The 20,200-nt window shown below is 67.6% G+C and carries 17 protein-coding genes; 5 read left to right on the top strand and 12 right to left on the bottom strand.

The features are described from left to right. Positions 1-62: 62 nt before the first annotated feature. Positions 63-794 carry a hypothetical protein gene (locus ABRP34_RS14900; protein ID WP_353710783.1) on the top strand — a complete coding sequence of 244 codons (732 nt, stop codon included), beginning with the start codon at positions 63-65 and terminating at the stop codon, positions 792-794. On the opposite strand, the gene ABRP34_RS14895 is transcribed toward ABRP34_RS14900, so the two are convergent. From ABRP34_RS14895 to ABRP34_RS14880, 4 genes are all read right to left on the bottom strand, one after another. After that, on the bottom strand, positions 779-2,005 hold the full coding sequence (locus ABRP34_RS14895; protein WP_353710782.1) for a fumarylacetoacetate hydrolase family protein: 1,227 nt from the start codon (positions 2,003-2,005) through the stop codon (positions 779-781). The two genes, ABRP34_RS14900 and ABRP34_RS14895, sit on opposite strands and share 16 nt — an antisense overlap. After that, positions 2,002-3,534: an aldehyde dehydrogenase (NADP(+)) gene (locus tag ABRP34_RS14890; RefSeq protein ID WP_353710781.1), complete on the bottom strand. Its 1,533-nt coding sequence runs from the start codon at positions 3,532-3,534 to the stop codon at positions 2,002-2,004. Before ABRP34_RS14890 ends, ABRP34_RS14895 begins: the two co-directional genes overlap by 4 nt. Next, complete coding sequence (locus ABRP34_RS14885) at positions 3,531-4,877, bottom strand: L-fuconate dehydratase (protein ID WP_353710780.1); 1,347 nt, start codon at positions 4,875-4,877, stop codon at positions 3,531-3,533. The genes ABRP34_RS14890 and ABRP34_RS14885 overlap by 4 nt, the downstream gene beginning before the upstream one ends. 182 nt (positions 4,878-5,059) lie before the next feature. After that, positions 5,060-5,782: a GntR family transcriptional regulator gene (locus ABRP34_RS14880; RefSeq protein ID WP_353710779.1), complete on the bottom strand. Its 723-nt coding sequence runs from the start codon at positions 5,780-5,782 to the stop codon at positions 5,060-5,062. Between the two features lie 225 nt (positions 5,783-6,007). On the opposite strand from ABRP34_RS14880, the gene ABRP34_RS14875 reads away from it, so the two are divergent. Next, positions 6,008-7,336 (top strand): MFS transporter, encoded by a 1,329-nt coding sequence (locus tag ABRP34_RS14875; RefSeq protein ID WP_353710778.1) that lies wholly within the window; start codon positions 6,008-6,010, stop codon positions 7,334-7,336. A gap of 59 nt (positions 7,337-7,395) precedes the next feature. Here the strand turns inward: ABRP34_RS14875 and ABRP34_RS14870 are convergent, their stop codons facing one another. Then, positions 7,396-7,878, bottom strand: coding sequence for a pyridoxamine 5'-phosphate oxidase family protein (locus ABRP34_RS14870; protein ID WP_003800504.1), 483 nt, complete (start codon positions 7,876-7,878; stop codon positions 7,396-7,398). Between the two features lie 112 nt (positions 7,879-7,990). Then, positions 7,991-9,406, bottom strand: a complete 1,416-nt coding sequence (locus ABRP34_RS14865; RefSeq protein WP_353710777.1) for an NAD(P)/FAD-dependent oxidoreductase — start codon at positions 9,404-9,406, stop codon at positions 7,991-7,993. A gap of 145 nt (positions 9,407-9,551) precedes the next feature. On the opposite strand from ABRP34_RS14865, the gene ABRP34_RS14860 reads away from it, so the two are divergent. The 3 genes from ABRP34_RS14860 to ABRP34_RS14850 all read left to right on the top strand — a co-directional run bounded on the left by ABRP34_RS14860 (position 9,552) and on the right by ABRP34_RS14850 (position 12,744). Then, positions 9,552-10,244: a TetR/AcrR family transcriptional regulator C-terminal domain-containing protein gene (locus tag ABRP34_RS14860; RefSeq protein WP_043418223.1), complete on the top strand. Its 693-nt coding sequence runs from the start codon at positions 9,552-9,554 to the stop codon at positions 10,242-10,244. A 71-nt stretch (positions 10,245-10,315) separates the two neighbouring features. Next, positions 10,316-10,900, top strand: coding sequence for a hypothetical protein (locus tag ABRP34_RS14855; RefSeq protein ID WP_353710776.1), 585 nt, complete (start codon positions 10,316-10,318; stop codon positions 10,898-10,900). Between the two features lie 89 nt (positions 10,901-10,989). Then, a complete protein-coding gene (locus ABRP34_RS14850) occupies positions 10,990-12,744 on the top strand; it encodes a hypothetical protein (protein ID WP_353710775.1) in 1,755 nt (584 codons plus the stop codon). Between the two features lie 5 nt (positions 12,745-12,749). On the opposite strand, the gene ABRP34_RS14845 is transcribed toward ABRP34_RS14850, so the two are convergent. The 6 genes from ABRP34_RS14845 to ABRP34_RS14820 all read right to left on the bottom strand — a co-directional run bounded on the left by ABRP34_RS14845 (position 12,750) and on the right by ABRP34_RS14820 (position 20,110). Next, complete coding sequence (locus tag ABRP34_RS14845) at positions 12,750-14,957, bottom strand: EAL domain-containing protein (protein WP_003800499.1); 2,208 nt, start codon at positions 14,955-14,957, stop codon at positions 12,750-12,752. A 306-nt stretch (positions 14,958-15,263) separates the two neighbouring features. Continuing rightward, on the bottom strand, positions 15,264-16,382 hold the full coding sequence (locus ABRP34_RS14840) for an FAD-binding oxidoreductase (RefSeq protein ID WP_353710774.1): 1,119 nt from the start codon (positions 16,380-16,382) through the stop codon (positions 15,264-15,266). Positions 16,383-16,492: 110 nt separating this feature from the next. Then, positions 16,493-17,536: a Gfo/Idh/MocA family oxidoreductase gene (locus ABRP34_RS14835; RefSeq protein WP_353710773.1), complete on the bottom strand. Its 1,044-nt coding sequence runs from the start codon at positions 17,534-17,536 to the stop codon at positions 16,493-16,495. After that, the gene (locus ABRP34_RS14830; RefSeq protein WP_353710772.1) at positions 17,536-18,342 is read right to left on the bottom strand and encodes an amino acid ABC transporter ATP-binding protein; all 807 of its coding nucleotides are present in this window, start codon (positions 18,340-18,342) and stop codon (positions 17,536-17,538) included. The genes ABRP34_RS14835 and ABRP34_RS14830 overlap by 1 nt, the downstream gene beginning before the upstream one ends. Continuing rightward, complete coding sequence (locus ABRP34_RS14825) at positions 18,339-19,127, bottom strand: amino acid ABC transporter permease (protein ID WP_003800495.1); 789 nt, start codon at positions 19,125-19,127, stop codon at positions 18,339-18,341. Before ABRP34_RS14825 ends, ABRP34_RS14830 begins: the two co-directional genes overlap by 4 nt. 116 nt (positions 19,128-19,243) lie before the next feature. After that, positions 19,244-20,110 (bottom strand): ABC transporter substrate-binding protein, encoded by an 867-nt coding sequence (locus ABRP34_RS14820; protein ID WP_353710771.1) that lies wholly within the window; start codon positions 20,108-20,110, stop codon positions 19,244-19,246. Between the last annotated feature and the right edge of the window lie 90 nt (positions 20,111-20,200).

Genomic DNA, 20,200 nt, shown 5'->3' with positions numbered 1-20,200 from the left:
CTACTCGATCAGTTCTGTCCAGTGTCCGGTGGCTTCCGGCGCTGGCCGTCAGCATAGTGCTGATGTTTCAGGCCGTCCCGGCCGAGGCCGCCGCCGCGGGAGTCGGCAATGATGTTTCCTGGCCCCAGTGCGGCAGGGCGCTGCCGAAGGGTCCGGCTTTCGGGATCGTGGGGGTTAACAACGGCCTCGCGAACACGACGAACCCGTGCCTGGCCACCCAGCTGACATGGGCGGCGTCCTCGTCGGGCACCACGGCCCAGCCCAAGGTGCAGCTGTACGTCAACACCGCCAACCCTGGTCTTGCCGGCAGCTGGTGGCCCACCAGCAACACGTATGCCGGCACTAACGTCTTCAACCCCTACGGCGACTGTAAGGCGAACGACGTCGGTCCGGCCTGCTCCTACATGTACGGCTGGGCCAAGGCCTACGACGATGCGTACATCCGCGGCATCAGCAACCCTTCCGCCTACACCTGGTGGCTGGACGTGGAAACCGGAAACTCCTGGTCCGGCGACAAGGTGGCCAACCGGGCAGACCTGGAGGGCATGGTCGCCTTCTTCAGCAGCATCAATGCGAAGACCGGCATCTACTCCACCGCCACGCAGTGGTCCCAGATCGCCGGCACCGTGCCCGCAGCCAGCCCGCTGTTCACGCTTCCCAGCTGGCTGGCCGGGGCACGGACCCTGGCCGCGGCCACCCGCAACTGCTCCAATGCCGCTCTGACCGGCGGCGGCAGTGTCGCACTCACCCAGTACGTCTCCGGCGGCTACGACTACGACTACTCCTGCATCTGAGCTAGCTCCACCTGCCGCTGCTCCGCGAGGTAGCCGAACAGCTGCCGCAGGCCGAAGGTCCACTCCGGGAGCTCCTCTGCCGTGCCCACACGGTTGATGAGGGCACCGAGGTGCCGGCTCCGGATGGTCACAACGTCCCCGCGCTTGTGTGTGAACCCCTGCCCCGGCTCGTCGCGGTCCTGGGTCGGTGCGAAAAGCGTGCCGGTGAACAGTGCGAAGCCGTCCGGATACTGGTGGTGCCTGCCGCGGGTGGCCGCCACGAGCTCCTCGAAGGGCCTGCTGATCCTCGCCAGCGTGTTCCGCCCCTCCAGCAGGTAGCCGTCCAGGCCTTCGACGCGCAGCAGGATCTCCTCCTCACGGAGGGTGTCCACCGTGAAGCTGCCGTCGAAGAGCCTGATCAGTGGTCCGAGGGCACTGGACGCGTTGTTGTCCTTGGCTTTGCCCAGCAGCAGGGCGCTGCGGCCCTCAACGTCGCGCAGGTTGACGTCGTTGCCCAGAGTGGCGCCCACCACCTCGCCGCGGGAGGTCACGATCAGCACCAGTTCCGGCTCCGGGTTGTTCCAGGAGGAGAACCGCGGAATCCCGATGCCCGCGCCCAGGCCCACCGAGGACAGCACCGGCGCCTTCGTGAACACCTCCGGGTCCGGCCCGATGCCCACCTCGAGATACTGCGACCAGAGCCCCTCGGCAATCAGGACGCGCTTGGCCTCGGCCGCCTCCGGGGACCCCGGCCGGACCGTGGCGATGCTTCCGCCGAGCGCCTTCCCGACAAGCTCGCGCATCTCGGCCGCCCGAGCGGCGTCGCCGGCGCACCTTTCCTCGATCACCCGTTCGATCATGCTGTCCACAAACGTCACGCCGCAGGCCTTGATGACCTGCAGGTCAACCGGGGCGAGCAGGTACGGGCGTGCTGCGTCACCGGCCAGCGAGGCGGCGACGACGTCGGCCGTCGCCCACCGCTGTACCCCCAGTGCCGGGTCAAGGAGCGCCGCACGGACTGCCGCGGCTGGATCAGGCAGTTCGAGCAGTTCCGAGACGGTTCCGGCCAGTCGCGTCAGGTCGACGGCGGAGTCCCCGCTGAGAGCCACTACCCGGGGACCGCCGGTGGCGGGGTCCCAGATCCGGCCAACCAGCAGCGCCTGGCCAGCGTCATCCGGAAGGACAGAGGTTGCCGGAGGAACGGAACTCCCGGGAATCGGCGGCGCGGTCACGGTCTGCCCCCGACCGTCGCCCCGGAACCGGCAGCGGATGGCCTGCGCCAGACTCCGTCCACGCGCTGCGGCACTCGCCACGGGTTGCTGTCCCGCAGCGGCTCCGGCAGGCGGGCGGCGGGGAACGCCTGGTACGCCACCGGCCGCAGGAAGCGCCGGATCGCGGCCGTCCCCACGGAGGTGGTGGCCGACGTAGCGGCCGGATACGGGCCGCCGTGGTTCTGCGCGTAACTGACGGTGACCCCGGTGGGCCAGCCGTTCCACAACACCCGGCCGCTGATGTCGGCGAGCCGGGCGGCGAGCCCGGCGACGTCGTCGTCCTCTTCCGCCTGCAGCGTCGTGGTGAGCTGCCCCTCGAGCAGGTCGGCGAGGCCCGGAAGCTCGGCCTGGTCCGCGTATTCGACCACCAGGCTGGCCGGGCCGAACATCTCCTGCCGCAGGATGCCGGGATCTGCGCGCACCGCATCGGCCGTGGTGCGCAGGACGGTGGGTGCCGGTGCTGCCGCGAAGTCCCCCTCGAGCAGCACGTCCACTCCGTGGCTGCCGCTGAGCCGGCGGACCGCGTCAGCGTAGCCGCCATGCAGCCGTTCGCTCAGCAACTGCGCCGGCGTGAAATCCGCAAGGGCACCTGCCAGGACACGGCCGGCCGCCCCGGTCCCTGCGGCAGACCCGCCGGCCGGAACGAACAGCAGCCCCGGCTTGGTGCAGAACTGGCCCATGCCGAGCGTGAAGGAGCCCGCATAGCCGGTGAGGATCTCCTCGCGGCGGGCCGCCCAGGCGTTCGGCGTGACAAAGACGGCGTTGATGCCACCGAGCTCCCCGAAGAACGGGATGGGTTCGGGCCGCGCGGCGGCGCGGTCCAGCAGCGCCCGGCCGCCCGTCGTCGAACCTGTGAAGCCGACGGCTTTCACCAGCGGATGGTCCACGAGTGCCTCCGCTGCCCGCCGTCCGGAAACCAGGGAGAACAGGCCCGACGGCGCCCCGGCAGCTTCCAGTGCGGAGGTCACCGTTTCGGCGGTACGGACCGCAAGTTCGCGGTGGCCGTCGTGGGCCTTGTGCACCACGCTGCAGCCGGCGGCGAGCGCCGACGCGCTGTCGCCGCCCATCACGCTGAACGCGAAGGGGAAGTTGGATGCACCGAAGACGCCCACGACGCCGAGCGGAACGTTGTAGCGCCGCAGATCCGGACGTGGACCCATGCCCCAGTGCGGGTCGGCGTGGTCGATCGTGGCGTCGAAGTGCTCGCCCTGCAGGATCTCGGCCGCGAAGAGCCGGAGCTGGAAGACCGTGCGCTTGAGCTCCGCCTCGAGCCGGGGAACGCCCAGGTGGGTTTCGCGGGCGGCAATCTCCACCAGCGTTTCGGCGGCCTGCTCCAGCCCGCCGGCCACGGCCTCCAGCCAGCCGGCACGGGTGGTGGGATCCGCGGTCCTGCCGTTTTCAAAGGCCGACTGCGCGGCCTCGACGGCCGTGTTCAGCTCCTCGGCAGTGGTGGCTCCTGCAGCGATGACGGCAGCGCCGGCGCCGGTCATCGGGCGGCCCCGGCGGGAGCGAGGCTTGCGCCTGTCACGGCAGCGCGGCTGCCCACTTCCTGCCAGCCGGAGCCTGCGGGGAACTCCCAGCGGGAGCGGGACGCGCTCAGCATCTCGGCGCCCGTCCCGGGAAGAACCGGCGCGGCGTAGCGCCCGCCGACGATCCGGACCGGCTCGGCGAAATGCTCGTGCAAGTGGTCGACGTACTCGATCATGCGGCCCTCCTGGCTGCCGCTGACCACTGCATAGTCGAAGAAGGAGAAGTGCTGGACCAGTTCGCACAGGCCCACACCGCCCGCGTGCGGGCAGACCGGGACGCCGAACTTGGCCGCGAGCAGGAGGTTGGCGATGTTCTCGTTGACGCCGCCCACGCGGGTGGAGTCGAGCTGCAGGACATCGATCGCCCCCGCCTGCAAAAGCTGCTTGAACACGATGCGGCTGGCCACGGCCTCACCGGTGGCCACCCGGACGGGCGCAACGCCCTTTCGAATGTCGGCGTGGCCCAGGATGTCATCAGTGCTGGTGGGCTCTTCAATCCAGTAGGGGTTGAATTCAGCGAGCTCGTTGACCCAGTCGATTGCCTCGGAAACCTCCCAGCGCTGGTTGGCATCAATCGCGATGGGCAGGTCGCCCACAGCCTCGCGGGCAAGGGCCATGCGGCGGCGGTCGCCCTTGAGGTCGCCGCCCACTTTGAGCTTGATCATCGAGAAGCCCTCGGCGGCGGCCTCCTTGCTCAGCCGCACCAGCTTCTCGTCGCTGTAGCCGAGCCAGCCGGGCGAGGTGGTGTAGGCCGGGAACCCGTCCGCCTTGACTGCAGCAATCCGGGCGGCCTTGCCGTCCTGGCCGGCACGCAGGATCTCCAGCGCTTCCTCGGGGCTGAGGGCGTCGCGGATATGGGTGAAGTCGACGACGCTCACCAGCTCTTCCGGGCTCATTTCGCTGAGCAGGAGCCACAAGGGCTTGTTCTCGCGCCGGGCCCGGATGTCCCAGAGGGCACTGACCAGGGCACCGCAGGCCATCTGCGTCACGCCCTTCTCGGGGCCCAGCCAGCGCAGCTGGGAGTCGTGGACCAGGCGCTTGGACGCGCCGCCGAGGTCATAGATCAGTCCGTCGATGTCCCGGCCGACGAGGAGGCGCGCGTAGGCGTCGATGGCGGCGGTGAGGATGTCGTTGCCGCGGCCGCAGCTGAAGACGAAGCCGTGGCCTTCGTCGCCTGCGTCGGTGCGGATGACGACGTAGGCAGCGGAGTAATCGGGGTCAACGTTGACCGCGTCGGAGCCGTCAAGCTCCAGGGACGTGGGGAACCGGACGTCCTGCGTGCTGATGGAGGTGATGGAAGGCATGGAGGCTTCTTTCAGGTCGGGGCGGACTGGGCGATTCCTATATGAATTTTGATAATCATATAGGAATCGTGATCCAGATCAAGCCTTTCCGGCGCCGGGATCCCGAGCTTGCCCTGGTCCGGGCACGAAAAAACCCCGGCCGCAATGGCCGGGGCTTGCCCGTCGAAGCGGTTCCGGTCCGACTATTTGATGATCCGCTTCCCGGGCGGGCCAACCTCTTCCAGCGGGGCCAGCTCGCCCTCGAAGGCCTGGGCGAATCTGTCGAAGGAGTTGCGGATGTGCCGGGTCATGGCCGCCTCCGCCCCCTCCGGATCACATGCCTCAATGGCATCCGTGACGGCAGCATGCTCCGCGACGGTGATGGCGCCATCCACGTCGGCCGGATAGAGCCGGAAGGTATGGAGGTGGCAGTGGGTCTGCGCGAACGCATGCCGGACCACGGGATTCCCCGAGGCGGCCAGGATGGTGTCGTGGAAGCGGGTGTCGTGCGCCACGAGGTCCTGGCGCAGGTCCCTGGTGACCTTCATGGTCCTCCTGAAACCGGCGAGCTCCTTCCCCAGGGCGGCCGCCGGGTTGGCCAGCCGGTCGACCGCGGCGGCCCGGGCAGCCCAGGGCTCCACGAGCAGCCGGAACTCAAACAGCGAGCGCAGCTCAGCCAGGCCCAGCAGCGGCGTGGTGCTGTACCCGCGGCCGGGGCTGTAGACCACCAGGTTGTCGCCCTCGAGTCGCTGGAGCACCTCGCGCACGGGCGTCTGGGACACGCCGAGGCTGCGCGAGACCGCGTCGATGTTGATGCGCGCGCCCGGGGCCATCTCACCCTCGAGAATGGCCGCACGCATGGACGCGTACACGTCGCTGACGGCAGCCTTTCCGCGGGAAGTATCGGACGATTGACGTGGTGGCACGCGGTTACCTCTTGATTCTGGTCTGACGGGAGTCGCTGGGGGAATCATAAGCCACGCGCCCCGACGCCTCTGGGCAAACTTTTTTCGACTGCCCCTTGATCCGCGCCGCCTGATCTATATGATTAACCAGATTCCTATATGATTTTGGCGTCGATCCCTTCGGCGTCTTCCCCTACCGCCGGTGCCCACAGCACCCGAAGCCATGTTCACGTCGAAGGAGACCGCATGACTGCGCTCGGAAGCAAGACCGCCGCCACACCATCCGCCACGCCACCCCGCCTGATGACCCGAAAGCGCTGGGTCATCATCTGGCTCGCCTTTATCGGTCTCAGCATCAACTACCTCGACCGCTCGAGCCTCAGCGTGGCCCTGCCGTTCATGGGCAAGGACTTTGAGCTCACCGCCACCCAGCAGGGGCTCATCTTCGCCGCCTTCTTCTGGGCCTACGACTTCTGCCAGCTCGCCGCCGGCTGGTACGTGGACAAGGTGGGCCCCCGCCGGTCGTTCTCCCTGGCGGCGGTCTGGTGGTCCGCCTTCACCATGGTCACGGCCGCCGCGTCCAGCTTTTGGTCGCTGTTCGCGGCCAGGTTCCTGCTGGGCGTCGGCGAGAGCCCGGCACCCAGCACGGCCGCCAAGGTGGTGGCCACCTGGTTCCCGGTCCGTGAGCGCGCCTTCGCCACCAGCATCTGGGACTCCGGTTCGCGGGTCGGCGCCGTCATCGCACTGCCCATCGTCACCCTGATCGTTGCCCTTACCTCCTGGCACGCGGTGTTCATCATCATCGGCGTGGCCGGCATCATCTGGGCGGCCGTCTGGTGGAAGTACTACCGCAGCCCCGAAGAGCACCAGGGCGCCAACACCGCCGAGGTGGACTACATCCGCGAAGGCGGCGCCCGCGGCGAAGCCAGCGATGATGCCGGCGCCGCCAAGCTCCCGTGGCGCTCACTCTTCAAGTACCGCACAGTGCTCAGCATGATGTTCGGCTTCTTCTGCCTGAACAGCGCCATCTACTTCTTCATCACGTTCTTCCCCAGCTACCTCGTGAAGGAACGCGGCTTCGACCTCCTGAAGCTTGGCTTCTTTGGCGCCATCCCGGGCATCTGTGCCGTGCTGTTCGGCTGGCTCGGCGGCTACCTGGCCGACCGCGCCGTCCGGGCGGGGGCATCCGTGACCAAGGTCCGCAAGACCGCCATCGCCGGCGGCCTGGCCGGCGGCTCGGTCATCATGTTCGCCGCGCTGGTGCCCGAAGCCTGGATGGCCCTCGCCCTCCTGTCCGTGGCCTACTCCAGCCTGACGGTTGCCGCCACCGGCATCTGGTCGCTGCCGGCCGACGTCGCCCCCAGCTCCCGCCACGTGGGTTCCATCGGCGGCCTGCAGAACTTCGCCTCAAACCTGGCCGGCATCTTTACCCCGATCCTGATTGGCGTGCTGGTGGACCAGACGGGATCGTTCGTCGCGCCGCTCGCGGTAATCGGCGCAGTGTCGCTGGTCGGTGCCGCCAACTACCTGTTCATCATGGGCAAGATCGAACCCCTGAAGGTCAAGGAAGCCTAGACACAGCAGTAAACACACAGCAGCGCGGGGTCGAAGTGACCCCGCTCTGCTGTGTGCCGTTACAGTTCGACGGTCCCGCTCTCGCCCACGCTCATGCGGCTGTGCGTGACCTTCGACTTGACCCATTGCAGGACAGTCGCCGCGGTGCCGCCCGGGCTGGTCCAGTACTCGGCGGAGTCGGAGTCCACGCGCAGCAGGACCACCCCGGGGGTGTCCGGCCCGTCCGGGAACCAGGCCTCAACCGCCTGGTTCCAGAGCTCGTGGATCTTGGCACGGTCCCGCACCACCTCGGCGGTCCCGGCCACGGACACCCACTCGGTGCGCTTGCCGAAGGACACGTTGACCCGGGGGTCCGCCGCGATGTGGGCCACCTGGGAGGTTCCCTCCCCGGTGAAGAACCACATGTCGCCGTCGTCCTTAACGTCCTGGACCGCCAATGGGCGGCTGACCAGGGCGCCTTCCTCGTTGATGGTGGTGAACATTCCGATGTGGGAGTCGTTGATGATGTCCGTGACCTTGCTGATGCTTTCCGTGCCTGCCATGCTGCCACCTCGTTCTGCTCGTTTGCGTTCTCTTCGATGCGTTCAGCTGAACCGGGTCAATGCCCTGACAACCACCTTATTGGTAAGCGTGCTTACTTTCCAGCCGGCCGGGTCAGCCGACGGCAGCCGCTGCGTCCGCCAGTTCAGGGTGGCCAGTCGCTGCGGAAGCCTCCGCAATGCGGGCTGCGGTGGCCTGGCCCATGCGGACGGCCCCGTCGACGTGCTGGTACCCTTCGGCGGCGAGGTCGGAGGAGCACCAGTAGATGGGACCGACGGCAGCGTGCTGGTCCTTGCCGTACCGGTGCAGCCCGCCAAGGTCGTAGCTGGCGGCGTAAGCCCCGCGCGTCCACTCCTCGGAACCCCAGTCGGATTCGTAGTACACCTCTGGCTCGAGGGCCCTGTCGCCCAGGAAGCCGGCGATCGATTCCAGGATGGCCCGGCGGCGGTCGTCGGCACTCAGCTCGAAGACGGCGTCGGCCTTTTCATCCGAGATGAAGCCCACGAGTGTTCCACGGGTGTCGCCGTGGTTGGTGTTGTCGTAGACCTCCTGGACCAGCGAGCCCGCACCGAATCCGGTACCGGAGAGCCCGTCCTCGCGCCAGAACGGCGTGCTGTAGACGGCGTGCACCTTGATGACCAGGCCCAGCGACTGGTGCTGGTGCATCTGGTGCTGGCGGCGCGGCAGGGGCGGGTTGAAGGAGACGCGGGAGTACAGGTTGGGCGGCACGGCCATGATCACGAAGCGCGCGTTCACCGTGGCCCGGTCCGAGACGGCGGTAACCCGGTGGCCAACATCACCGTCAGCCTCCCAATGGATGGTCCGCACCGGGCTGTTAAGGACGACGTCGGCACCCAGTTCCGCTGCCTGCAGCAGGGAAACCTGCTGCATCCCACCGATAACCCGCTTGTCCAGGATGAAGTCCTCATCCGTCAGGTGGGTGAAGGAACCGGCGGAGGCGGCCATCAGGACGGCCTGCAGGGCGGAGAAGGCGTGCGCCGGCTTGGTAAGCATGCCGCCGGCGATGAAGAGACCGATGTTGTTGCAGGCCTCCTCGTCCGGGGAGTTCTGGCGCAGCCAGTGGTGGAAGGAGATGGTGTCCAGTTCCCTTGCCTTGGGATGCGCCCAGGGCTCGGTGGGTCCGACCTCGGCCGCCAGTTCGTCCAGCAGCGCGATGAGCTTGTCCATTTCGGCGGCCGTGGTGGCGCTGACCGGGAACATGTCGCCGGTGTAGCGGACCGGGGCGCCGTCGGCCCCGATGTAGACGGACTCCCCTTCGCGGTAGCGGGAGTACGTTTCCAGCCCGAGTTCGTCCAGCAGGGCCAGCAGCGCGGTCTGGTCCGGCGATACCCACTGGCCGCCGATCTCGAGCATGGCACCGTCAACGGTGTCGGTCCACGTCCGGCCGCCCACGCGGTCACGGGCTTCCAGCACGGCGACGGTCAGGCCCGCCTTTTTCAGTTGGCGGGCAGCGGTAAGGCCGGAGGGGCCGGCGCCTACGATCACTACGTCGCGGTCAAGATTCAGCATGATGTCCTTTCTCTGTGGCCGCGTGAGTGATGCGAACCACTAAATGAATGCCATTCATTTATAAGAACTATAGGGCCTTTGGCAGAGGAGCGGAAGAGGCTGATGGAATAATGCGAAAGGACGTTCACCCGCAGAAAGGTCAGCCATGCCGGCATCACCAGCCGTAGCAACCGCCGGTTCAGCGACAGCTGGGCAGGGCACCCGGCGCCGCGCCGGGCGCCCCGTGGGAGGCGTGCTGGACAAGGGCGGCATCACAGAAGGCGCGCTGGGGCTCATCGAGAAGAAGGGCTACGACGGCCTGACCATGGCCGCACTGGCCCGCTCACTGAACGTGGCGCCGTCGGCCCTTTACAACCACGTGAAATCCAAGCGGGACGTGCTCCTGCTGGTGGAGGACCACTTGGCATCACTTGTGGATGTTTCGGCCTTCGGTGCCGGCCCGTGGGAGGACGCCGTGCGGAAATGGGCCTGGAGCTACCGTGACGTCTTCTCCCGCCACACCCCGCTGATACCGGTCATTGCCGTGCTGCCCGTGACCGATGCGCCACAGACCCTGGCCATGTATGAAACGGTCAGCTCCGGCTTTCGCGACGCCGGGTTTCCGGAGGAGCGGATCGTCTCTTCCATCGTCGCGCTGGAGTCCTTCATCTTCGGCTCGGCCTACGACGTCACGGCGCCGGCGGACATCTTCGATCCCGGAACCATGGCGGAGGCGACGCCCAGCTTCACGGGCGCGGTCCGCAGCCTGGCCGAGCAGGGCCACGAGCGGCCCGCCGATGTCGCCTTCAGCCTTGGCCTGGAAGCACTGATCAGCGGGCTGGGCGGCCTGCGGGGCTGATCCCATTCCTCCCGCCGCCCAAGGCGACTAAGATTCCCAAACACGCAAGCTGCGAGCCCAAGGACGGCGCCATGACCGTAATCGATCCGGAGTCGCTGATCTTTGAGTACAGGCTCCGGTACCGCGGCACGCCGGGGCTTGAGCATGACCCTGCGGACTATCCGCTGCGCTGGGAAGTTGCGGTGAGTTGCCCATTTCCCGCCCCCGGCGGCGACGAGGAACGGCAACTTGGCAGCGCCGTCGTCCAGGTTGTTCCCAAAGCCGGCATGATCAACCTCTTCCTCACTACCGGCACGGCTGACCCGGAAATGGCCAAAGCCGTTGAAATGCTCACCACGGACCGCCCGGACCTCATCAGGGAGTACCTGCAGGACGGCGGAGACCTGATGATCGTCTCCTCGTTCGAGATCTTCCCCGAGTACCGTGGCGGCAGGACGGGCTACTCGGTGCTCAACGCCATCGTGGAAACCGTGGGCCGGTCTGTGAACCTGGTGGTGGTCCATGCCGTGCCGGCGGACGGCGCGGGGGTCCCGCCGGCGGACTCAGCAGAGCATGAGGAGGCCAAATCGGCGTTGCGGGCCTACTGGAAGGACTTCGGGTTTGAGGACGCCACCGGCGACTACCTGGTGTTCTTCCACAAGAACATCCTGGTCTGACACCACACAGGCGGCGGCGCACTATATGCTCGTGTCCGGATGGCGGCCGCGGGGGGATGCGGGCGTCGCCATAGGCAAAGGTCTCCGCCGTGTCTGTTCTGAAAGTCCTGATCGCTGCCCTTCTCGCGCTGGCCCTTCCGGCCGCAGCGGTGGCCACGGCCCCGCCCGCCAGCGCGTCGGCGCAGGTTTACAACCCCTGCGCGCGGCTCAGCGCCGGACAGACCAAGTTTTCCGGCTTCGGGGCGAACAGGGTCACGTTCGCCACGGCCACCACCCGCAACACCGGCCTGCTCACCATCACCGGCTGCGTCCGTTCGGGAAACCGCTATATCCAGGAGTGGCAGGACTGGGGCTACGGCGGGCAGTACGGGTTTGCGGCGCAGAACCGGGAATGGGAGGACACTTACCGGTCCCCCACTGGCTCGTTCAGTTTCACGGAGGCCCTGGGGCGCAGCAATCCCGGCACGGCCCTGAAGTACTACAAGATCAACGGCCGGTCCCGCTGGGGCGGTGAATGGAACCGGAACTACAACCAGTACTTTGAAGGCGCCGGCGGCGAAGCCGATGAGAACCTTTGGACCTTCATGAACCAGGGCTATTACGAGCAGGCCGCCGTCATCAACTACAACCGGCCGCCGGACTCAAAGACCGTCCTTGGCGCCTCGTACGCCATTTTCTTCCATGCCGGCCGCGCCCCCAGCGCCGGCTGCATCTCCACGAGCCTGACCACGGTCACCCGTCTGCTCCGGACCAGCCGGCCAGGAGACCGCATCATTATGGGGGCGGTGGATGACGTGTTCACGCCATACTCGAGCAACCCGTTCGGTGCCATCACCGCCAAGTACGCCCGCACCGGGGGACCCGCCAGCTGGCTGGGCAACCCCGCCTCCCGCGAGGTGACAGGGCTGCGGAGCGGCGGGGCGTACCAGGCGTTCCGGGGCGGGTCGATCTATTGGTCGGCGGCGGGCGGTGCGCGTACGATCGGCGGCGCGATCCGCAGCAAATGGGCTGCCGCCGGCGCGCAGAACGGCAGGCTTGGCTACCCCGCGTCGGATGAGGGACGCGGCCTTACGAACGGCGGTGCCTACCAGAGCTTCCTGGGCGGCCGGATCCACTGGTCGCGGGCGACGGGGGCGCACATCACCCGTGGCGGAATCCTCGCCGCTTGGGCCGCATCAGGCTACGAACGCGGCGTGCTCGGCTACCCCACGTCCGATGAGACCGGCGGCCTGAAAGACGGCGGCAGCTACCAGACGTTCCAGGGCGGGATCATCCACTGGTCCCCCGCCACAGGCGCCCGCATCACTCGGGGCGCCATCCGCACAGCCTGGGCCGGGGCCGGTTCGGAACACGGCACCCTCGGCTACCCCACAGGCAATGAGTACGCTTTCAGTGGCGGCGCGGCGCAGGACTTCCAGGGCGGGACCATCACGTGGACTGCCCAGTCGGGGGCGCGGATTGTTGCCGGGGCCATCGGCGCGAAGTTCAAGGCCGCCCGCACGCTTGGGCATGCCATCACCAATGAATTGTCCACCGGGGTCGGCGGACGCTACCAGGGCTTCCGGACAGGCTACATCATCTGGCACAGCGCCACGGGCGCGCACATCTCCACGCCGGCACTGCGTGCGGCATGGATCGCCGCCGGCGGCGGAACCGGTCCATTGGGCTTCCCGACCGGGGACGCCGCGGGCTCCCTCCAGGAGTACCAGCACGGTCGGATCGCCATCGCCGCGGACGGAACCGTGACCGTCACGCTGGACCCACCGCCGTCGTCCGCCCCAACCGCCGCGGCTCCAGCCCCGACCACCGTCCCGACAGCCACTCCCACACCAGCCGGCGGCTAAGCGCGTCACGCCGAGGGCAGCCCGCTGTCCAGGCGGGACGCGGTGAACCAGTCGTTCAGCTCGGCGGCCGGTACAGGCCGAAGGATGTGGAATCCCTGTGCCTGGTCGCAGCCGTAACGGCCCAGCTGGTCCAGGGCATCTCCGTCCTCTACCCCTTCGGCCACAACCGTCAGGCCAAGGCTGTGCGCAAGGTTGATGGTCGAGGACACCAAGGCCGCGCCCCGCGGGTCCCCGATCATAGAAACGATGAAGGAGCGGTCAAGCTTCAGCTCGTTGATGGGCAGGTCCCGAAGGTAGGCCAGCGAACTGTAGCCCGTGCCGAAATCATCGATCGCTACCCGGATACCCCGGGCCTGCAGCCCGGACAGGATGTCCCTGGCACGGACACGGTCCGGCATCATGAAATCCTCGGTGATCTCGACCATCAGCGCAGACTCCGCCAGGCCCCGCTCCTGGATCATGGCTGCAATCCGGTCCGGCAGCTCTGCATCGATGAGTGAGCTGGCAGAGAGATTGGCAGCCACGGTCATCGACCTGCCCTGCGAATGCCAGATGACCGCCTGGTCCAGCGCCAGGGTAAGCACCCGGTCGTTCAGGGCGTTCATGAGCCCGCCCTCCTCGGCAAGGAGAAGAAACGAGCCGGGGGCCAGCAGCCCGTGCCGGGGGTGGTTCCAGCGGACCAGGGCCTCCACGCCCTTCGCCTCACCCGTGATCACGTCCACCTTGGGCTGGTAATGCAGCAGGAGCTCATCCTCGGCCAGGGCTGCGCGAAGTTCCTGGAGCATCCTCAGCCGCTCCTCCCCGGGGCTGTGGTCCTCACTGGCGTACACGTGCCGGCCGCTGCGCGAGTTTTTGGCACGGTACATGGCCGTGTCCGCCTTGCGGAGCAGCGTCTTCAGGTCCGTCCCCTGCTCCGGGAACAGGGCGATGCCGACGCTGACACCGACCTGGAGGGCGATCCCCCTCAGGGTCAGGGGCTCACTCAAGGCGGCCCGCAGCCGGTCCGCGAGCCGGAGTGCCTCGTGCTCGCCGGCATCAAGAAGGATAATGGCGAACTCGTCCCCGCCCAGCCGGGCTATCAGGTCACCGGGCCCCAGGCACCGGCGGAGCCGTTCGCTGATCTGGATCAGCAGCCGGTCCCCCACGTCATGGCCCAGGCTGTCGTTGATTTCCTTGAACCTGTCCGCATCCAGGAGCAGGAAGGCGCACGGTGCATCCTGCTGCGCCTCGAGCACCCCGGGAGCGTCGGCGTAGAGCGCCCGCCGGTTCGGCAGCCCCGTCAGTTCATCGGTCCTCGACTGCCGGCGCACCTCGGCGAGCGTGACCAGCTGGCGGAAGGCCATCTGGGTGCGGATGCCGGCTGAGATCAGGGTGGCTGCGGCCAGCCCGACGGCGAGTTCCGGCACCGGGGTTCCGGTGCCCACGATCAGGACGCCCAGGCCGGCGGCGGTGGCAACCATCGGAACCGCCGGCGTCCACGCCCCTTCGCTGGCACCCTCGGCGGCGGCCCCCTGCCTGGTAAAGTCATCCGCCCAGGCGGCGATGAGGCACATGCCCGCTGTCCAGCCGGCATCCAGGGGTGTGCCCAGATAGTATGTGTCGTTCGCCAGCCGGAAGGCGTACGCAACATCGGCCGCGGCGAACACCATAAGCCCCAGCATCAGGATCACCCCGCTGCGGCCGGTGGCGAGACCCGGCACGGCTGCCATTCCGGCGGTCACGGCCAGGACCACGAGATCCAGCAGGGGGTAGGCGACCGCAACGGACGTGGCGAACGAGGGAAACCCGCCGGCAGCCGACAGCAGCGGGCTGAGCAGGACCACCAGGACAGAGGCCGCACCGAAAGAGCCGACGACGGCGTCCAGCAGCACCGAACGTGCCAGCCGCTGCCGCAGCGCGAGCAGATAGACGAACAACCCGCTGAGAACCAGCGGATAGAACAGCAGGTAGCCAATATCCGCGGGCGACGGGAAGGGCAGCGAACTGGCCCCTGCCAGCGAGGAGACGTAGATGGTGCTCCCCGCCGCAAACGCACTCAAGGCCATCGCCACGAGGGCGAGTGCCCGGCGGTTCTTGGCGCGATAGGCCGCCAGCCAGGCCACGGCAGCGGGCGCCCACGATGCCGGCATCCCCAGCCAAAGGTCCACGAGCGGATTGAACCCCTCGCCGTGCACCATCAGCCCCGCCAGGTACAGGCCAAGGAGCACCCACATGAGCCACCGGAGCCAGGGCCGCGGCCCCGTCCGCCCGCCAGACCGAAACGCTCTTCGAATCACGCCTGTTTCCATCCGCCCCCCAGCATCAGATGCGCCCAGCAACTCCTTTGCCCCCTGGATCAATTCGGGGCCGCCGGAGGCGTGACTGAAGTATTCAGCGTTGCTGTCAACCCGAGGGGTACACGGCAACCGCATGTGACTCGTATCGTACGTCACATGCCGGGCCGATCCGATAGCCATCTCATGAAAGAAGCCCCGCACCGCCCGTGTTCAGCGGCGGTGCGGGGCTTCCGTCTCTTCAGGTTAGGAGAACCGGCCGGGACGGAACGTGGCCAGCATGGGGTGGCTGTCTCCCGTCAGGATCTCGCCGGCGAGGAGTTCGCCGACCACCAGCCCGAGCGTGGCACCGGAGTGGGTGAAGGCCACGAAGCAGCCGGGCACCTGGCCCAGCTCGCCCAGCACCGGCTCGCCGTCGCCGGGGATCGGCTTGTAGCCGATCTTCCAGCTGCCGGGCTTGAGCTCAGGGTTGCCGGCAATGAGCTTGCTGGCTTCGTCGGCGAGTTCCTGCACCACATCCTCGGGGATGCTGAACGAACCGTCCGCATGCTCCGTGATGTGTTCCTCGTACCAGTCGTGGTCCAGGGCGAACGTGCTGCCCGGATTGGGGCGCACGGCGGCCCGCGGTGTGTTCATCACGGCCCTGACGCTGTGCTCCACCGGCTTGGTCAGCACCAGCATGGACACCGGGGAACCGTTGGGGATGTCCACGCCCAACGGAGCGACGACGGCGGGTGTCGCCGCCCCGCACGCCACCAGCACCGCGTCGGCGTCGTACGTCTCCCCCGCCGCCGTCTCGACGCCCACCGCCCGGCCGCCGTCGACCACCACGGCGGACTTGCCGGCGTTCAGCACCAGCCTGCCGCCGCGCTCGTGGAATTCCTCCATCAGGAAGTCCACCAGGTCCGGCAGGCTGACCCAGCCCTCACCGGGGTTGAAGATGGCGTTTTCCGGAACGGCCCCCGCATCGATGCCGGGCGTGAACGCGGCAATGTGCTCCGGGGCCAGCAGCTTCGAGTCGTAGCCGACGGACTTCTCGAAGGCGTGGCGCGCCTCGGTGGTCTCCCGCTGCCCTTCGGCGTTCCACATCAGCCCGCCGCCGAACTGCAGCCACTCCCGGCCGGGGTCGGCGGCGAAGAGCGTGCGGTACCGGTCCACACCGGCGAGCCGGAGCTGGTGGTAGGGAGTGGACCTTTCGCCTGCGGAGTTGAGCCAGGAGAGCGAACGTCCGGTGGCTTCGCTGGCCAGGCCCCGTTCGGTCAGCAGCGTCACGGATGCTCCTTCGCGGAGCAGGTGGACAGCGGTGGAGACGCCCAGGATGCCGCCGCCGATGATGGCGACGTGCTTGGTGGCGGTGGAGGACATGAGTTCTCCCTTTCTGCGGATTTTGGACACGGTTGATGGGGACGCGGCTTTGGATTCGCTGCGTCCGGGAAGATAGGGCGGCGGGTTGCCGCACGAGTGGGGACCGGGCGTCAGGCCAGCGCGTGGATGCTTTCGATGACCTTGAGGACTTCGAGCGGCCCGGCCGGATCGACGGGCAGCGGGCCTTGCCCACGCAGGGCCGTGGCCAGCTGCACATAGAACTGGGGATAGGCGCCGCGCTCTGCGCGAACGGGAATGGCGGCTCCATCCACCCCAAGAAGCCCCCAGGACTCCTGGGGATCAACGCCATAGGCGGGATCCGACGGTGTCATGCCGGCCGCGAGCGCGGGTTCCTGGCCGTCCAGGCCCCACTTGGTGTAGCCCGAATCGGAGCCCAGGACGTGGAAGCGCGGACCCACCTGGGCTGCTATGCCGTTCATCCATAGCCTGCTGCGGACCCCGGACCTGTGAAGCAGGGAGACGAACGCCTCAGTGTCTGCGGCCTCCGGATCCGATCCCCGGTTGGCCGTCTCCCCGTAGCTCTTCTCGACCGGCCCGAACAGCCGGACAGCCTGGTCGATCAGGTGCGCGCCGAGGTCGTGGAGGATCCCGCCGCCCTGGGCAAGGGAAACGGTGTCGCGCCAGTTCCCGAAGCCCTCCGGCCGCCACCATTCGAACCGGGATTCGAACGTGCGCACCTCGCCCAGGGCGGACTCCCGAAGCAGCTTCTGCAACGTCAGGAAGTCGGCGTCCCACCGGCGGTTCTGGAACACCGTGAGCTGCACACCGGCGTCGGACGCCAAGGCGATCAGCTCCTCCCCCTGGGCTGACGTCGGCACGAAGGGCTTGTCCACCACCACGTGCAGGCCGTGCGCAATGGCTGCGGCCGCCAGGTCGAAGTGCGTGTGCGGCGGCGTGCCCAGGATGACGAGGTCCAGGTTCGCGGCCTCTGCGAACATCGCTTCCGGCGTGGAAACGATGCGTGCCTGCGGGTAGAGCCTGGCCGCTTCCGCGGCCCGCGCCGGGTCCGCCGTCACGATCACGTTCAGCGAATAGTGCGGATCCGCTGCGACCAGCGGCGCGTGGAAGACCTTGCCGGAGATCCCAAAGCCGACGACGGCGGTCCGGATGGGCGCCTCTGTTGGGTTGCCCATCACAGCACCTCCGAGAGGAAGCGCTGCAGCCGTTCGCTGCGCGGGTTGTCGAAGAGTTCGGCCGGTGTGCCAACCTCCACCACTTCGCCCTCGTCCATGAAGACCACCTGGTCCGCGACCTTGCGGGCGAAGCCCATCTCGTGCGTGACCACCAGCATGGTCATGCCGCGCCGGCCGAGTCCTGCCATCAGGTTCAGGACGCCTTTGACCAGTTCCGGGTCCAGGGCGCTGGTGGCTTCGTCGAACAGCATCACCTCCGGTTCCATGGCCAGCGCTCGGGCGATCGCCACGCGCTGCTGCTGGCCCCCGGAGAGGTCTCGGGGGCGGTGGTCGGCCCGCTCGGCCAGGCCCACTTCCGCCAGCCGGCGGCGCGCACGGTCCATGGCCTCGGCCTTGGGCATGCCCTTGACGCTCCAGAGGGCAAGTGCCACGTTCTCGAGTGCGGTGTGGTCAGGGAAGAGGTTGAAGTGCTGGAACACCATGCCGATCCGGCGGCGCAGGGTGTCCGGCTTGACCTGCAGGGCGCTTTCACCGGCCAGCAGCACGTCGCCGCTCTTGGGTTCGTGCAGCCGGTTGACGCCCCGCAGCAGCGTGGACTTGCCCGAGCCCGAGGGCCCGATGATGCAGGTGGTGGTGCCCGGGGCTACCGTGAGGCTGACGTTCCGAAGGACCTCGATGTCCCCGTAGGCCATGGTCAGATTCCGCAGTTCCAGGCTGGAGCCGTGGAACGTCTCGATGTCCTGGGCTTTGTGGGCGGGTATCTTGTTTGGGGTCGTTTTGCTGGCGCTGGCGCTAGTGAGGTTCATGTGTTGCTCCCGGTGGTGAGTGGCGAGGCCGCGTCGAGTTCCGTGACTTCCTTCAGGCCGCTCGTGGGCGGAGTGGGCCGGCGGCGTCCAGTGCGGAACCTGTTGTCGAAGTAATTGACCAGGTGCGTCAGAGGCACCGTGATCACCAGGTAGAAGATGCCGGCCATCACCAGGGGCGAGAGGTTTCCGGACAGCACGGCGGCATCCTGACCCACCCGGAAGAGTTCGCGTTCGCTGACCAGCAGGCCCAGGAAGTAGACCAGCGAGGAGTCCTTGACGATGGCAATGAACTGGTTCACCAGGGCCGGCAGGACGCGGCGGACGCCCTGCGGGACCACCACCAGGGCCATGGATTTCGCGTAGCTCATGCCCAGGGCGCGGCACGCTTCGCCCTGGCCCTTGTCCACACTGAGGATGCCGGCGCGGAAGATTTCGCCGATGTAGGCGCTGGCGATGAGGCTCAGCGCGATAATTCCCAGCGGGTACGGTGAGGGCCCGAAGACTGACTGGCTGAAGCGCGCGAAGCCCTGGCCGATCAGGAGGATCGTGAGGATGGCCGGCAGGCCGCGGAAGAGGTCTGTGTAGATCCGGGCCGGGATGCGCAGCCACCGGGACCGCGAGATGCCCATGACCGCCACCACCATGCCCAGCACCACGCCAAGGATGGTGGCGGCGACGGAGATGATCAGTGTGTTGAGAAGGCCAACCCCGAGAAGTTGGGGCAGCACCTCAAGCATTGCTTCGAAGTCGAAGAAGGTGCGGCCGATGATGTTGAGCCAGTCCATTGATTGCTCTCAGACGTTAGTTGTTTTTTATTCGAGTGCCGGACGGGTGTCCCTGTGCCGGGCGGCCGGCGTGCGGGCCGCCCGGCGGGAACGGCACTGGGCCGTCCGGCTGCCGCTTACTTGCTTGCGGTCGGGGCCGGGGTGGCGGTCTGCTCGGCCTTGGGCAGGTACTGCTCAGGCATCGGGGAGCCCGGGAACCACTTCTGGTAGAGCTTCTTCCACGTGCCGTCTTCCATCGCCTCGGCCAGACCCTTGTTCAGGGCTTCCTTGAAGGCGGGCTTGTCCTTGGCGATGGCGAAGCCCGCAGGGGCGTCAAAGGAGGGGATGTCAGCCGCACTGATCAGGCCGTACTGCTCCTGGTACGCCTTGGCAGCTTCGTAGTCAAGGAAGTGGGCGTCCACGGAGCCGCTGTTGACGGCGGCGATCGCGGTGTTGTTGTCCGGGAAGCGCACCAGGCTGGCGGAGGTGAAGTTCTTGACCGCGTAGGCCTCCTGGAGCGTTCCCTGGACCACGCCCAGCCGCTTTCCGTTGAGGCCGTCCACGTCCTTGATGCCCGAGGCCTTGGTGGTGATGACCGTCAGGTAGCCGGCAAGGTAGCCGTTGGAGAAGTCGACGGTTTCCTTGCGCTTGTCGGTGATGCCGATGGCGGCCACACCGACGTCGAACTGGCCGTTGGCCACGGCGGCGAGCAGCCCGGAGAAGTCCTGACCGGTGAAGACTACTTTGTCTACGCCGGCGCGGTGGGCCACGTCCTTGAACAGTTCGACGTCGAAGCCGGTGAAGTTACCCTGCGCGTCCGTGAAGGTGTACGGCTTTGAGTCGCCCAGGCTGGCCACCCGGATGGTGCCCGGCTCGATCAGTCCGTACGGGTTCTCGGCCGGGCTGGAGGTGGCGGAGGATGACCCGCCGCAGCCGGACAGGGCGAGGATGGCCGCCAGGGCTGCCGCAGCCACTGCTGCCGGGCGGAAGTTCAGTTTGATCACAGCGTTGTCCAATCGTGGGAGGGAAAGCGGTGCTGTCAGGGCCGCCGAAGGATTTGGTCGATGAAGCTCTTGCTGAGTCCGGTCTCAGTC

This window comes from Arthrobacter sp. K5, assembly GCF_040448525.1.
GTDB lineage: Bacteria > Actinomycetota > Actinomycetes > Actinomycetales > Micrococcaceae > Arthrobacter > Arthrobacter globiformis.
The sequence above is the reverse complement of the archived record's forward strand: the minus strand, read 5'-3'. Positions and strand labels throughout refer to the sequence as shown.

Coding starts and splice junctions, on each gene's coding strand:
- ABRP34_RS14900 (WP_353710783.1), top strand. CDS start 63: ATGTTTCAGGCCGTCCCGGCCGAGGCCGCCGCCGCGGGAGTCGGCAAT.
- ABRP34_RS14890 (WP_353710781.1), bottom strand. CDS start 3,534: ATGACCGGCGCCGGCGCTGCCGTCATCGCTGCAGGAGCCACCACTGCC.
- ABRP34_RS14885 (WP_353710780.1), bottom strand. CDS start 4,877: ATGCCTTCCATCACCTCCATCAGCACGCAGGACGTCCGGTTCCCCACG.
- ABRP34_RS14875 (WP_353710778.1), top strand. CDS start 6,008: ATGACTGCGCTCGGAAGCAAGACCGCCGCCACACCATCCGCCACGCCA.
- ABRP34_RS14870 (WP_003800504.1), bottom strand. CDS start 7,878: ATGGCAGGCACGGAAAGCATCAGCAAGGTCACGGACATCATCAACGAC.
- ABRP34_RS14865 (WP_353710777.1), bottom strand. CDS start 9,406: ATGCTGAATCTTGACCGCGACGTAGTGATCGTAGGCGCCGGCCCCTCC.
- ABRP34_RS14860 (WP_043418223.1), top strand. CDS start 9,552: ATGCCGGCATCACCAGCCGTAGCAACCGCCGGTTCAGCGACAGCTGGG.
- ABRP34_RS14855 (WP_353710776.1), top strand. CDS start 10,316: ATGACCGTAATCGATCCGGAGTCGCTGATCTTTGAGTACAGGCTCCGG.
- ABRP34_RS14845 (WP_003800499.1), bottom strand. CDS start 14,957: ATGTGGGTGCTCCTTGGCCTGTACCTGGCGGGGCTGATGGTGCACGGC.
- ABRP34_RS14840 (WP_353710774.1), bottom strand. CDS start 16,382: ATGTCCTCCACCGCCACCAAGCACGTCGCCATCATCGGCGGCGGCATC.
- ABRP34_RS14835 (WP_353710773.1), bottom strand. CDS start 17,536: ATGGGCAACCCAACAGAGGCGCCCATCCGGACCGCCGTCGTCGGCTTT.
- ABRP34_RS14830 (WP_353710772.1), bottom strand. CDS start 18,342: ATGAACCTCACTAGCGCCAGCGCCAGCAAAACGACCCCAAACAAGATA.
- ABRP34_RS14825 (WP_003800495.1), bottom strand. CDS start 19,127: ATGGACTGGCTCAACATCATCGGCCGCACCTTCTTCGACTTCGAAGCA.